Annotated in this window: 14 protein-coding genes; 7 read left to right on the top strand and 7 right to left on the bottom strand. The window is 60.7% G+C overall.

What is annotated here, in order from left to right:
• Positions 1–2: 2 nt before the first annotated feature.
• Entirely contained in the window at positions 3–1,709 is a 1,707-nt protein-coding gene (locus ACS4NR_RS09830; protein WP_456019889.1) for a ShlB/FhaC/HecB family hemolysin secretion/activation protein, read from the bottom strand.
• Positions 1,710–1,863: 154 nt separating this feature from the next.
• Positions 1,864–2,313, bottom strand: a complete 450-nt coding sequence (locus tag ACS4NR_RS09835) for a winged helix-turn-helix transcriptional regulator (protein ID WP_456019891.1) — start codon at positions 2,311–2,313, stop codon at positions 1,864–1,866.
• 188 nt (positions 2,314–2,501) lie between these two features.
• On the opposite strand from ACS4NR_RS09835, the gene ACS4NR_RS09840 reads away from it, so the two are divergent.
• Positions 2,502–3,320: an alpha/beta fold hydrolase gene (locus ACS4NR_RS09840; RefSeq protein ID WP_456019892.1), complete on the top strand. Its 819-nt coding sequence runs from the start codon at positions 2,502–2,504 to the stop codon at positions 3,318–3,320.
• Positions 3,321–3,365: 45 nt separating this feature from the next.
• Here the strand turns inward: ACS4NR_RS09840 and ACS4NR_RS09845 are convergent, their stop codons facing one another.
• From ACS4NR_RS09845 to ACS4NR_RS09855, 3 genes are all read right to left on the bottom strand, one after another.
• On the bottom strand, positions 3,366–4,079 hold the full coding sequence (locus tag ACS4NR_RS09845) for a DUF72 domain-containing protein (RefSeq protein WP_456019894.1): 714 nt from the start codon (positions 4,077–4,079) through the stop codon (positions 3,366–3,368).
• A gap of 348 nt (positions 4,080–4,427) precedes the next feature.
• On the bottom strand, positions 4,428–6,215 hold the full coding sequence (locus ACS4NR_RS09850; protein ID WP_456019896.1) for a thiamine pyrophosphate-requiring protein: 1,788 nt from the start codon (positions 6,213–6,215) through the stop codon (positions 4,428–4,430).
• A gap of 224 nt (positions 6,216–6,439) precedes the next feature.
• Entirely contained in the window at positions 6,440–6,715 is a 276-nt protein-coding gene (locus ACS4NR_RS09855; RefSeq protein WP_115984960.1) for a DUF2798 domain-containing protein, read from the bottom strand.
• 125 nt (positions 6,716–6,840) lie between these two features.
• On the opposite strand from ACS4NR_RS09855, the gene ACS4NR_RS09860 reads away from it, so the two are divergent.
• Entirely contained in the window at positions 6,841–7,770 is a 930-nt protein-coding gene (locus ACS4NR_RS09860; protein WP_456019897.1) for a LysR family transcriptional regulator, read from the top strand.
• Positions 7,771–7,791: 21 nt separating this feature from the next.
• Here the strand turns inward: ACS4NR_RS09860 and ACS4NR_RS09865 are convergent, their stop codons facing one another.
• Positions 7,792–8,685 (bottom strand): LysR substrate-binding domain-containing protein, encoded by an 894-nt coding sequence (locus tag ACS4NR_RS09865; RefSeq protein ID WP_456019899.1) that lies wholly within the window; start codon positions 8,683–8,685, stop codon positions 7,792–7,794.
• Between the two features lie 176 nt (positions 8,686–8,861).
• Between ACS4NR_RS09865 and ACS4NR_RS09870 the strand changes: the two genes are divergently transcribed.
• From ACS4NR_RS09870 to ACS4NR_RS09880, 3 genes are all read left to right on the top strand, one after another.
• A complete protein-coding gene (locus ACS4NR_RS09870; RefSeq protein ID WP_204896099.1) occupies positions 8,862–9,482 on the top strand; it encodes a LysE family transporter in 621 nt (206 codons plus the stop codon).
• Positions 9,483–9,555: 73 nt separating this feature from the next.
• Positions 9,556–10,395, top strand: coding sequence for a glutathione-dependent disulfide-bond oxidoreductase (yghU, locus tag ACS4NR_RS09875; RefSeq protein WP_456019901.1), 840 nt, complete (start codon positions 9,556–9,558; stop codon positions 10,393–10,395).
• Between the two features lie 468 nt (positions 10,396–10,863).
• Positions 10,864–11,220 carry a hypothetical protein gene (locus ACS4NR_RS09880; protein WP_456019903.1) on the top strand — a complete coding sequence of 119 codons (357 nt, stop codon included), beginning with the start codon at positions 10,864–10,866 and terminating at the stop codon, positions 11,218–11,220.
• A gap of 101 nt (positions 11,221–11,321) precedes the next feature.
• Here the strand turns inward: ACS4NR_RS09880 and ACS4NR_RS09885 are convergent, their stop codons facing one another.
• Positions 11,322–11,948 carry a TetR/AcrR family transcriptional regulator gene (locus ACS4NR_RS09885; protein WP_456019904.1) on the bottom strand — a complete coding sequence of 209 codons (627 nt, stop codon included), beginning with the start codon at positions 11,946–11,948 and terminating at the stop codon, positions 11,322–11,324.
• Positions 11,949–12,052: 104 nt separating this feature from the next.
• Between ACS4NR_RS09885 and ACS4NR_RS09890 the strand changes: the two genes are divergently transcribed.
• Entirely contained in the window at positions 12,053–13,153 is a 1,101-nt protein-coding gene (locus ACS4NR_RS09890) for an alkene reductase (protein ID WP_456019906.1), read from the top strand.
• A 39-nt stretch (positions 13,154–13,192) separates the two neighbouring features.
• Positions 13,193–13,981, top strand: a complete 789-nt coding sequence (locus tag ACS4NR_RS09895; RefSeq protein WP_456019908.1) for an SDR family NAD(P)-dependent oxidoreductase — start codon at positions 13,193–13,195, stop codon at positions 13,979–13,981.
• The last annotated feature ends 15 nt before the right edge of the window (positions 13,982–13,996 follow it).

Genomic DNA, 13,996 nt, shown 5'->3' on the forward strand with positions numbered 1-13,996 from the left:
AATTAGATGAAAAAGTCGAGGCGGAAATAGATCGGCGCTTCACGCTCGGTCAGCACATCCGGACGCTCCAGGGAATGTGCAAAGGTCACGCTGGCAGCCACGTGTTGACCACGGGCGAACAGTTCCAGCGAGTTGCTCGACATGCGCCCGTGCTGATCGCCGTTGTAGCGGTCGCCGCGAATCACGCCCTGGTCGTAACCGAGGCTGGTGCCGTATTCAGCGAACACCGGGCGCAGCCATTCGGCCGTGACCGGTCGGCTCCAGCGCAGATCGTTGCGCCAGTAGCCGCCGCTGTCGCCGGATAGCGATTGATCCTTGTAGCCACGGATCGACGCTGACCCGCCAAGGCTGGTGCGCTGCGGACTGAACAGCACATCCTCGCTGCGCTGGCCGGTCATCAGGCTGCTGAAGCTGAAGGATTCGCCCCACACCTTGAACGGTTGCAGGTAGCTCAGGGTCGCGGTGTATTTGCGGTAGCGTGCGTCCGGCTCACCCGGGCCTGGATCGTGGCTGCCCTGCGCATCGAAGGCGCCGATGCCTTCCTGCATGCCGGCGTCGAAGTTGACGAAGGCGCTGCCGATGCGGCGACCGTGGTTGAAGCCGAACTGCGCTTCGCTGATGCGGTTGCTGCTCAGCTTGAGCTTGCTGTCTTCGATGTAGTTGTTGGTGCGCAGGTAGGACAGCCCGGCGCTGAGCGAGGTCTTGCTCACCGAGTCACGATGGATCACCCGCTCGGCGCGCAGCTGATGGTTTTCGCTGTCGCCGGTCTGCTTGAAGTTGTAGCCGTTGGCGGCGATCTGCGAGCGGTAGTCGCTCTGGCTGTAAGTGTAGCTGAAGTTCCACCAGCCCCACGGCAAGTTGTAATTGAGCATGGCGTTGCTGGAGGTGTGCTGGTGATCGGTCATTGCATCGTGACCACCGCGCAGGCTCAACTGATCGGCCAGGCCCAGCGGGCTGTCCCAATCGAAGGTGGTGCCCCACTGCTGTTCGCCGGTGCTGCGCTGGCCGTCGTTGCTGCGCGACAGTCCGGCACGCCATGGTTTCTGCGGCGTGTTGGTGACCAGCACTTCACTGCCGCCGACGTTTTTGCCCGGCGCCAGCTCCATCTTTGCCTGATTGGACGGCAGGCGATTGAGCTGATCGACCATTTGCTCGATCTCGCGCAGGTTGACCAGTTCGCCGGACTTGCCGGGAAATGCCATCGCCAGTTCACGCTGCGAAAGCTTGCTGTTCTCGGCGCCCTTCATGCCTTCGAGTTTGCCTTCGACCACCAGCACTTTCAGGTGCCCGCCGGACAGATCCTGCTGCGGCAGGTAGGCACGGCTGGTGACCAGACCTTTCTCGATGTAATGGTCGGTGATGACCTTGAGCAACTCGTTGAGTTGCGGCACTCCGAGGCATTGGTCGATGTAGGGCTTGAGCAGGCGGGTCTTGTCGCTGTCGGACAGACTGTCGGCGCCCTTGAGCTCGATGTCCTTGATCGGGAAACAGCGGGTATCGGTGGGCGCTGCCGGTTGCGCAGGCTTGGCATCTTTGCCGGGCAAGTCCTTGAGTTCTTCAAGACGCCGCTGCTGCTCTTCGAGCAGGCGATTCTGGCGCTCGCGGATCAGGTCGGTTTCACCGGGGGTGGGTGCAGCGAAGGCAATCTGAAGCGGAGACAGGCACAGCAAAGCTACGCACAACCTCGCCGCGAGGGCGGGTGGGTACATGTTCGATCCCTCGATACGGAATGACATCAAAATAGTGGCGCGATATTAGATGGCCATCATTTTGACGTCAAACAATCGTTTCAACCTTTTGTCGGGTTTGTAACGGGGATTGAATAATCGACGCGGCTGCGGTTTTCCGGGGGGAATCCTGGGTTCAGTGCGCAACACCCAACTTCGTCGTCACGTCCTGAGGTGCCAGTAAGCGGCCATCCGCTGAACGCAATTCCAGCTTCCTGATCGGCTGGCGCTGCTGCGCATCAACCATCACCGAACCCGGTTCACCCGGCGCATACATGTGCTCGCCGCCCCACTGCGACAGCGCAACGATCACCGTCTGCAAGGCCTTGCCGCGCTCGGTCAGCACGTATTCCTTGTAGGCACCGCCATCGGCGGCCGGCACAGTTTGCAGGATCCCCTGCTCCACCAAGGCCTTGAGCCGGGCGCTGAGCATGTTCTTGGCGATGTCCAGATTCTTCTGAAAATCACTGAAGCGGCGGATGCCCTCCAGCGCATCGCGGATGATCAGCAGCGACCACCAGTCGCCGATCAGGTCCAGCGTACGGGCGACCGGGCAGGCGTTGCCGTGCAGGCTTTTGCGCTTCACAGGGTGTTTCTCCATCAAGACCGGGGCGTGGTTGCATCTTACAACTGTGACGCTGGAAAAGAACCACACCCCCGCCTTGGCAATTGAGCACTTGCGTACAAGTGACTTCAGCGGTTTGCGCCGATAGTGATTGGCGGCCATTGCGGTATCCGGCCTTCCTGAACGATCGCCCACAGCAAGGAGTTTCCATGAGCACATTCACTACCGATGACGGCACACAGATCTATTTCAAGGATTGGGGCAGCGGCAAACCCGTGCTGTTCAGCCATGGCTGGCCGCTGGATGCCGACATGTGGGAATACCAGATGGAATACCTGAGCAGTCGCCGTTACCGCACGATTGCCTTCGACCGCCGTGGTTTCGGGCGTTCCGATCAACCATGGACCGGCTACGACTACGACACCTTCGCCGATGACATCGCGCAACTGATCAACCACCTCGACCTGCGCGACGTGACGCTGGTCGGCTTCTCCATGGGCGGCGGCGACGTCAGCCGCTACATCGCCCGCCATGGCAGCGAGCGCGTTGCTGGGCTGGTACTGCTCGGTGCGGTGACGCCACTGTTCGGCAAGAAGGCCGATTACCCGCAGGGCGTCGACACCTCGGTGTTCGACGGGATCAAGGCCGGTCTGCTCAAGGATCGTGCGCAGTTCATCGCGGATTTTGCCGCTCCGTTCTACGGCACCAATCAGGGCCAGAACGTCTCCGATGGCGTGCTGACCCAGACCCTCAACGTCGCGTTGCTGGCCTCGCTCAAGGGCACCGTGGATTGCGTCACTGCATTCTCCGAAACCGACTTCCGCCCAGACATGGCGAAGATCGATGTGCCGACCCTGGTGATCCACGGTGACGGCGATCAGATCGTGCCATTCGAAACCACCGGCAAGCAGGCGGCGGCACTGATCAAAGGCGCCGAGTTGAAGGTCTACGCCGGAGCACCGCACGGTTTTGCCGTGACACACGCCCAAGCGCTGAACGAAGACCTGTTGGGTTTCCTGAACCGCTGATGTTCGTCGGCGCGACAACCTTCTGCGAGTGGTTGTCCGCCTGCCTCAATCTGCCATCAACGCTGCCAGTGCCAACGCGTTACCCAGCGCGGCACCACTGGCAGTGTTGTCGAAGATGCACCAGACTGCGGCCCCCTCTGCTGCCGCGACTTTCATTTGCTCTGCCAGCGCGTGCAGATAACGCTCATCGTAGGCGCTGTGGTAGATGCGTGGCGAACCGTGTAACCGCCAATAGCGCAAACCCGCCCAGCCCTGCGCCGCACCATCGGTAGTGATCCGCGACGGATCGACCACGACCTGAGCAATCCGATACGCCTGCAACATCGGCGCCGCCACCACCCACGATTCATGCCGTGGCTCAAGCACCACGGCACCGGCAAAGCGTTGGCGCAACGCCACGAAAAACGCTTCGACAATTTCAGGTGTGAATGTCAGCGACGGTGGCAGTTGCACCAGCAGACAGCCCAACCGGTCAGTCAGCCCCTCGCATTGTCCGAGGAACTCGTCCAGCGCTTGATCACAGTTCTGTAAACGCAATTCATGCGTGATCTGCCTTGGCACCTTCACCGAAAAACGAAAACCCGGCGGCACCGAGTCCGCCCAGCGCGCATAGGTCTGACGCCGATGCGGGCGATAGAACGAGCTGTTGATTTCCACACAGTCGAACCGCGCCGCATAACGCTGCAGATGCGTGCCCTCGGCCGGAAACTGCGGCCAATACTCACGCCCCAGACTCCAACCTGCGCAACCGATGAACATCAGAAAAACACCTTCGTCGCTTCACGCATGAAAATCTCCATGGTCTTCGTTCACAGATTTCGGGGATGGCGAAATACCTGTGGGAGCTGGCTTGCCAGCGAAGGCGTCGGCACATCTACAATCGCTGCGCCTGACACAGCGCTTTCGCGAGCAAGCTCGCTCCCACAGGGTTCTGCGGCGCTCACAGATTTGGAGCACGATAAAGGACCTGTGGGAGCTGGCTTGCCAGCGAAGGCGTCGGCACATCCACAATCGCTGCGCCTGACACAACGCTTTCGCGAGCAAGCTCGCTCCCACAGGGTTCTGCGGCGTTCACAGATTGGGGGCACGACGAAGCTCCTTCAGGGGTTATTTTTTGCCGGGCAGGACGCTGGCCAGCACCTGCTTGGCGGCTTGCACGATCGCGCCCGCTTCGTCGGGGTCGCCCTTGAGCAAGGTCGTGGCAAATTTCTTCGCCTGTTCGAGTTTGATGTGTGGCGGCAACGGCGGCACGTTGGGGTCGGTCTTGAACTCGATCAGCACCGGCACGTCCGAGGCCAATGCCTGCTCCCAGGCGGCGGCGACGTCCTCTTCGCGGTCGACGAAAATCCCTTTCAGGCCGATGGAAATGGCGAACAGGTGATACGGCACATCGGGAATGCTTTGCGAGGCTTCGAACTTCGGATCGCCCTCCATCACTCGTTGCTCCCAAGTGACCTGATTCAGATCCTCGTTGTTGAACACCGCGCAGATCCACTTCGGGCTGTCCCACTGGCGCCAGTATTTGGCGACGGTGATCAGCTCGGCCATGTTGTTCATCTGCATCGCGCCGTCACCCACCAGCGCAATCACCGCGCGCTCCGGATGGGCGAACTTGGCGGCAATCGCATACGGCACGGCAGCGCCCATCGAGGCCAGGCCACCGGAAAGTGAACACTGCATGCCCCGGCGAATTTTCAGGTCACGGGCGAACCAGTTGGCGCAGGAACCCGAGTCACTGGTGATGATCGCCTGCTCCGGCAGGCGCGGTGACAGCTCATACACCACCCGCTGTGGATTGATCGGATCGGCTTTGGACATCGCGCGTTTTTCCAGGGTCTTTTCCCAAGTGCTGCGCCAGCCTTCGATTTTCTTGCGCCACTTGTGCGAAGTTTTCGGTTCGAGCAACGGCAGCAGTGCAGCGAGGGTTTCGGCGGAGTCGCCGACCAGATTGACCTCCATCGGATACCGCAGGCTCAGCATGTCGGGCTGCAGGTCGATCTGCACGCCACGCGCCTGACCTTCCTTGGGCAGGAACTCGGCATAGGGGAAACCCGAGCCGATCATCAGCAAGGTGTCGCACTCGTGCATCATCTTGTAGCTCGGTTCGGTGCCCAGCAGGCCGATGCTGCCGGTGACCCACGGCAAATCGTCCGGCAACGCAGCCTTGCCGAGTAACGCCTTGGCGACGCCAGCACCGAGCTTTTCCGCAACTGCAATCACTTCATCCGTTGCCTGCAGTGCGCCGGCGCCCACCAGAATCGCGACTTTTTCACCGCTGTTCAGCACATCAGCGGCGCGCTGCAGATCGGCCTCGTAGGGCAGCACTTTCGGCTTGGTGTAACCGACGCCGGAATGCGCGGTGCCATGCGCCCGCGCCGGTGGCTCATACTCAAGATCCTGCAAATCATTGGGCAGGATGATCGCCGTCACCCGCCGCTCGCCAACCGCCGTACGCACGGCGCGGTCGAGCAAATGCCGAACCTGCGACGGCGCCGACGCCTGCTGCACAAACGCCCCGGCGACATCCTTGAACAGCGACACCAGGTCCAGCTCCTGCTGGTAATGACTGCCGAGCGCCGTCCGCGCCTGCTGGCCGACAATCGCCAGCACCGGTTGGTGATCCATGCGGGCGTCGTATAACCCAGTGATCAGGTGCGAAGCCCCCGGTCCCGAAGTGGCAATGCACACGCCCAACTCGCCCGTGAACTTGGCGTGGGCCGACGCCATGAACGCGGCCATTTCTTCGTGTCGCGCCTGAACGAATTCGATCTTGCCATTGGCTCGGGCGAGCGCACCGAACACGCCGTTGATGCCGTCTCCCGGATAACCAAAAATCCGCGTGACGCCCCATTGGCTGAGCCGCTCAACCAGAAAATCTCCCACTGTCGTCGTCATCTCGTTCCTCGCCTGTCACCGGTGCATGAAGCCTGCCCGGGGAGATATCCGCCGGGCAGGCACAAGGGTCTGGACAGTCGGGTCGCCCGCGAAGTTTCGATTGTTTTTACCCGACGGCAATTGCCAAACCGCTCCCTGTTGGAGCTGCCGAAGGCTGCGATCTTTTGATGTTGTTTTTGCAGATCAAAAGATCGCAGCCTGCGGCAGCTCCTACACGGCGATCATCAGCGATGCGGATGCACCGTCATCGCCACCAGTTTGATCACGATCGGCCGCACCACGAGGATGCACAAAAACGCCACCGGCATCGCCAGCTTATAGGCGTGCAGCGCATTACTCAGGTAGTCGTTATCAATCCCGGAGTTGGCGGCGGTGATCACCAGCGACATCAGGAACGCCATGATCGTCGCCATGTACAACGCAAACACATAGGGCGTCGCCCGTGACGACAACTTTCGACGCGGTGGATACAAGGCTTCGGTAGTGGTTCTTTGATTCATATGGCTTTTCCATCCATTGACAGGGAGCCGGCACCTTAGCAAAGCCCCCTGCCCTCAACTAGACGGCCCGCCACAGGTACTTTATAAAGCACAGCTTACGAATCAAACCACGCGGCGGGACACGGATGAATCTGTTGGCGGCGATTGCCAGTTTTATCAAAGTGGTCGAGGCCGGCTCGATTGTCGGCGCCGCCAAGGCTCTGGGCGTCAGTGCGGCAGCGGTCAGCCAGACCCTCAATCGCCTCGAAACGCACCTCGGTGTGCGCCTGCTGCAGCGAACCACCCGCCGCATGGCCCTCACCGAAAATGGCGCGCTGTATTACGAGAAGGTCAGACGTATCGCCGCCGATCTGGAGTCGGCGCAAAGCGCGATCATCGGCGACGAAGGCGAACTGCAAGGCCGCTTGAGCATCGCCTCCACCAGCGCATTCGGCCGCCACGTATTGGCGCCGTTACTCGCCAGTTTTGCCGCACTGCATCCGCGCCTGCTGGTCGAGCTGTCGACCACCAACGGCAAAATCAATCACATCCAGAACGGCATTGATCTGAGTCTGCGGATCAAACCACAACTGGAGGACGGTATCGTTGCACGCCGGATCGTTTCCCTGCCCTTCATCTTCTGCGCCGCCCCCGCCTACCTTGCGCGCGCCGGCGTGCCGCAATCACCGCAGGACTTGCAACACCACGCCTGCCTGGCATTCCGCTACCCGTTGGATGGGCGTTTTCTGCGCTGGGGTTTCGTCCGTGACGGCCAGCATTACGACGCCCCGATCAACGCCACCGCCATCAGCGACGACATCGACGCGCTGGCGCAAATGGCAGTCAACGGCGCAGGCGTTACGCGCCTGGCCGAATTCGTCGCTGCCCCCTATCTCGAGGGCGGTCAACTGGTGCAACTGTTCGAAGATCTTCAGGGTGAAACCCACGGGTATGTCGAACCGATGGACATTTATGCGTGCGTGCAGGAACGTGCAGCGATGACGCCGAAGGTCAGAGCCTTCATGGATTATTTGACGGAGCACTTGAATAGGCGCTGGCCCGTGCAAGCTGGTTGATCCACAGCAGCTCTTGCACTTTCAAGGCTGCAGATCACCCCCGAGCCATTGGCTGGAAGCGCTCATCTGCTGGGCAATCCACTCACGAAAAAGCATGGCGTTGGTGCTTTGTTCGAAGGGTCGCGGTGACAGCAGGCAATAACTCGAACCGTCTCGCACAAAGCCGAACGGCGCGATCAATTGTCCGGACTTGAGTTCGTCCTGCACCATCAGAAACGACGCCATACCGACGCCCAGCCCGGCCAACGCGGCCTGAATGCACAGGTAGAAATGCTCGTAATCGACCCGACTGACACCCGGCGCGTTCATCCCGGCCAGTCGCATCCAGTTATCCCACGCCTGCGGGCGCGTCTTGCTGTGCAGCAGGCAGGCGCCGCGCAAATGATCGCCGTCAGGACGACTGGACGGCACGCAAACCGGGCCGATCCACTCCTCGCAAATAGTCACGCCGTGCACGGTCTCGTCCCAATGGAAATCGTCGCGGCGGATCGCCAGATCCACGCCTGAACGAGCGAAGTCGATCGGCCCTCCGGCCGTCAGCAATTGCACCTGCAACTGTGGATGCGCGCTGTGGAAGTCGGGCAAACGCGGGATCAACCACTTCATGGCGATGGTCGGCTCGCAGGACACCACCAGCACGTCATCGTGGACTTCACGTTGCAGGCGATAAACCGTGCTCTGCAACTGCTCGAACATCGGCGCGGTGACATTGAACAGCATGCGTCCCGCGTGGTTGAGAAAGATCGCGCGGTTGCGCCGCTCGAACAATTCGACGCCGATCGCCTCCTCCAGCAAGCGCACCTGGCGGCTGACCGCGCCGTGGGTGACGTGCAGCAACTCAGCGGCCTTGACGAAACTCTGGGTCTTGGCGGCGGTGTTGAAGAAGCGAAAGGCAGCCAGCGGAGGCAGGTTCATATAGGCGATGATTTCTCACAGATTTTCGCGACTATAAATCGTTTTTTTTGCCAAAGACACTTCTCCATCATGTCACCACTCAGGGCCTGTTACTTCCATCCACGCTGTTGGCGGCGATGCTGCAGGCGCTGTATCTGTGAATTCAAGTAGCGCAAATAACGCGATGGAGCGTATGGATGAGTGAATTGTTTTTGATGATCGCCATCACCCTTCTGGCGGTGATCAGTCCCGGCCCGGACTTTGCCATGGTCACTCGCAACAGCTATGCATACGGGCGGCGCAGTGGTTTGCTGGCTGCGCTGGGCATCGCCTGTGGCGTGCAGGTTCATGTGTTCTACACGGTGTTCGGGGTGGCGCTGATCATCACCCAATCGCCGCTGCTATTTTGGATGATGAAGCTGCTGGGCGCCGGCTACCTGGTCTATCTGGGCATCAAATCCTTTACCAATAAATCGGTGCTGACATTTGCCGATGCGAGCGCTTCTGCACCCCGTGCCTGGAAGGTGTTCTGCTCGGGTTTTCTGACCAATGCACTGAATCCGAAAACCATGTTGTTCGTGGTGGCGGCGTACAGCCAGGTGGTCGAGCCAGGCAGTTCGCTGACGTTGAACTTCGCCTATGGCCTGTTCATGTCGGTCATTCATTGGCTGTGGTTCAGCCTGGTCGCGCTGTTTTTCTCCACTGAACGGTTACGCCGGCGCCTGCTGGAAAAACAGCGGATCGTCGACAAGGTCATCGGGATCGCACTGATGGCTCTGGCGGCGTGTTTGATCATTCCGGGGGTTGCGCAGTCTTGAGCTAGAGCGTTTATGCTGTCGTGTCTGATACCCGTAAGATCATTCTCGGCAAGTTCACCATGAGGCCCATTTCATGAGTAAAGCGCCCTACGTTCCACCCGCCGTCTGGAAACACGAAGCCCCGTCCGGCGGCCAGTTCGCCAGCATCAACCGCCCGATTGCCGGGCCGACGCATGAAAAGACCCTGCCCGTGGGCAAACACCCGCTGCAGCTGTATTCACTGGCGACACCCAATGGCGTCAAGGTGACCATCCTTCTGGAAGAATTGCTCGCGCTGGGCCACTCCGAGGCCGAGTACGACGCGTGGCTGATCCGCATCAACGAGGGCGACCAGTTCTCCAGCGGTTTTGTCGAGATCAATCCGAACTCGAAGATTCCGGCACTGCTCGACCGCAGCGCACAGCCGCCGATTCGGGTATTCGAGTCCGGCTCGATCCTGCTGTATCTGGCGGAGAAATTCGGCGCCTTCCTGCCGCAAGATCCCGCCGGCCGCACGGAAACCCTGAACTGGCTGTTCTGGCAGATGGGCGCCGCGCCTTATCTGGGCGGCGGCTTTGGGCACTTCTACGCGTATGCGCCGGAGAAGCTCGAATACCCGATCAACCGCTTCACCATGGAAGCCAAGCGTCAGCTCGACGTGCTCGACCGACGCCTCAAGGAAAGCCGCTACCTGGCCGGCGACAGCTATACCATTGCCGACATCGCGGTCTGGCCGTGGTACGGCCAACTGGTGCGCAACAACGTGTATTCGGCCGCCGAATTTCTAGCGGCCCACGAATACACCCACGTGCAGCGCTGGGCCGAAAACATCGCCCAACGCCCTGCGGTGATTCGTGGCCAGCGCGTCAATCGCACCTGGGGTGACGAGGCGAGCCAGGTTGCGGAACGGCATCAGGCCAGCGATCTGGATTGACGTCACGATCCCACAAAGATTTGTGTTGGGCATGGGCTTCCGCAATTACCAGCAACCTTTGTGGGATCTGTGCTGGACAGGGCATCCCGGATCACAGCAACCTTTGTGGGAGCGGGCTTGCTCGCGAAGGCGCCAAGTCAGTCAACACTGACATAACAGACCTACCGCTTTCGCGAGCAAGCTCGCTCCCACAGAGGGTTCGGGTTGGACATGAGGATTTGTGAGCCCCAGAAATTACAGTGGGATTTGTGCTGGACAGGGGCTTTCGCAGTTACCACCAATCATTGTGGGAGCGGGCTTGCTCGCGAATGCGCCAGGCCTGCGACGTCAGTGTTGACTGACCCGGCGCTTTCGCGAGCAAGCCCGCTCCCACAGCAACACGAGTGCGCGACGCGCAAATGCCCTGCTTCGCCAAGACCCACCGGATAAACCCGTCTCCACACCACCACTGTCGCCAAAGGATCTGCAATGCCCCCTGGAAAACGTGAACTGGCGCGGATCGAGCGGCGCTTGATTGCCACGCTCACCGACGCATGTGAAACCGCAAAAAGCGAAATCAACGGCTTCACCTGGCTCACCCACACCGCTGACCTGAACGCGTTGGCGGCGACCCTGAACGTCATCTGGGTGTTCGACACCGAAGCCGAAAAAAACCTCGCCCTGACTGACGCCAAGGCACGCCTCTTCGAACTGACGGCCACTGCACTGAGAGAGGCCGATATCGACCTGCCCCCTTCAGAGCGCAACGTGCGTTTCGACTCCGAGGAGGAATGCCAGCGTACTCACGGTGGCAACTGGCGTGAGCGTCTGAAACGGTACTCCTGACCTTTGCGTTGCCGCTGAGGCTGCGCTTCAGGTCCATCTGCTCATAGGCGCTGGTACGTAGCGCAACCGGATGCTGAACGAAACGATAAGCGAGCGCCGCCTCAGACCGCCTCTTCGTCAACCGGCAACGAAGCCAGCATCTCCGCGCGGCACACCTCTAGAATCTCGTCGGCCAGCGCGGAATCATCCGGACAGGCGCGCGACAGCACAATCGCGCCGACAGCCCGCGACAGCAGGTCGATCATTTTCTTTCTGCCCTCGCCCGCCACGGCGTCCGGCCCGGTCGGGTATTTGTCTCCCAGGGTCTGCAGGGTGCGCTCGATCCCTTCGGCAAACGTCGCTTTCACCTCATCCGATTGACGCGCCGCGTCGCCACACAGCGCGGCCATGGTGCAACCGCTGCCACGTCCGTCGCGATGTTCTCTTGTCAAATAGACATCGATGAAGCCAGGCACGTCGAGCGCTTCGGCACCTGCCAGCGACTTGGCGAGACTGCAGGACGCGGCTTCAGCCATCAGGTCGGCCTTGGAGCCGAAATGTTTGTAAAAACCACCATGGGTGAAACCGGCAGCCGCCATGAGATCCGCCACACCGACGCCGTCAAAGCCACGCTCACGGAACAGCTCGGAAGCGGTCTCGACGATGTGTTCTCGATTGGCCTGCGCCTGGGCCTTGGTCACTCGCACGTGCAGTACCTCGTATTCATTGGGAATGCTTGCGCCAATCATACATAGATGCTGGTCATAATCAAAACCGTTGACAGTTTAGATTTCGATCATCATCCTAATTGCAGACACAGCGACTTCTCCAACGGGCACGGAAGAAATACCAGATGAGCAACCAGACTCTGTTCACCCCTTACACACTTGGCGACCTGACGCTGTCGAACCGCGTGGTCCTCGCACCGCTGACTCGCAACCGTGCAGGCGCAGGCTTTGTACCCAGCGAGTTCGCGGCCACCTATTACAGCCAACGCGCCAGCGCAGGCTTGCTGATCAGTGAAGCCACGCAGATTTCCCGACAAGGTCAGGGCTATCAGGACACCCCGGGAATCTACACGCCGGCGCAGATCGACGGCTGGCGCCAGGTGACCGATGCAGTCCATGCCAAGGGCGGAAAAATCTTCCTGCAACTGTGGCATGTCGGCCGCGTGTCGCACGTTGATCTGCAAGAAAACGGCGCCGCCCCCGTGGCCCCTTCTGCGCTGCGCGCCGCCACCAAAGTCTTCGTCAACAATCGCTTTGAAGATGTCTCGGCGCCGCGCGCGCTGGAGACCAGCGAACTGCCAGGGATCGTTTCCGATTTTCGCCAGGCTGCGGCAAACGCGATTACCGCCGGGTTCGATGGCGTGGAAATTCATGGTGCGAACGGCTATTTGCTCGATCAATTCCTCAGGGACAGCGCCAATCTGCGTACCGATGCGTATGGCGGCTCGATTGAAAACCGGGCGCGTCTGTTGCTTGAAGTGACGGCGGCCGTGGTTGATGAAATCGGCGCGAATCGCACCGGTGTGCGCCTGTCTCCGGTGTCGCCGGCCAACGGCGTCTCGAGCAGCGATCCGCAGGCGCAATTCGATTACGTCGCCGAGCAACTCGATGCCCTCGGTGTGGTTTATCTGCACGTGGTCGAAGGCGCGACCGGTGGCCCGCGCGACGTGGCGCCCTTCGATTTCGGCGCACTGCGCCAGCGGTTCAAAAACACCTACATCGCCAACAACGGCTATGACCTGGAGCTGGCGACTTCGCAGCTCGCCGAAAACCAGGCCGACCTGATCGCCTTCGGTCGCCCGTTCATTGGCAATCCGGATCTGGTGGAGCGCCTCAAGCAGGGCGCGCCCTTGTCCGCGTTCGATCCCGCCACCCTCTACGGCGGCGGTGCGGCAGGCTACATCGACTACCCGACGCTGGCTGAATCGAGCGTCAGCGCCAGCTGAGCGCGTTCCGTTTCTCACACCCTGAAAGAGAGATCCCCCATGAGCACCCGCCCTACTGTTCTGATCACTGGCGCCTCCACCGGCATTGGCGCGGTCTACGCCGAGCGCTTCGCGCGCCGCGGCCATGATCTGGTTCTGGTTGCCCGCGACCAGGCACGCCTGGACACACTTGCAGCCCGCTTGCGCAGCGAACACGACGTCACCGTCGATGTGATCCCGGCGGACCTGACCCAACTCGCTGATCTGAGCACCGTTGAAAACCGCCTGCGCGACGACGCCCGTATCGGCATCCTCGTCAATAACGCCGGCGCTGCCCTCTCCGGTAACTTCATCGACCAAAGCACCGACAGCGTTGCGCAACTCGTTGCCCTCAACACCACCGCGCTGGTGCGCCTGGCCAGCGCCATCGCTCCACGTCTGATCAAGGCTGGTGACGGCGCGATCATCAACGTCGGTTCGGTGGTGGGCCTGGCGCCGGAGTTCGGCATGACCGTCTACGGTGCGACCAAGGCCTTCGTCCTGTTCCTGTCCCAGGGACTGAGCCTGGAACTGTCACCTCAGGGCGTCTACGTGCAAGCCGTACTCCCCGCCGCCACCCGTACGGAAATCTGGGATCGCTCCGGCATCGACATCAACACCTTGAACGACATCATGGAAGTCGGCGATCTGGTGGACGCCGCACTGGTCGGTTTCGATCGTCGCGAACCGGTGACCATCCCGCCGCTGCACGAAGCGCAACGCTGGGATGATCTGCAAGGCGCACGTCAGGGCCTGATCGGGCAAATCCGTCAGTCTGCGGTTGCCCAGCGCTACCTGAACCCACAGTGATTGTCTGGTAGCGAG

The organism is Pseudomonas sp. JQ36, assembly GCF_053851495.1.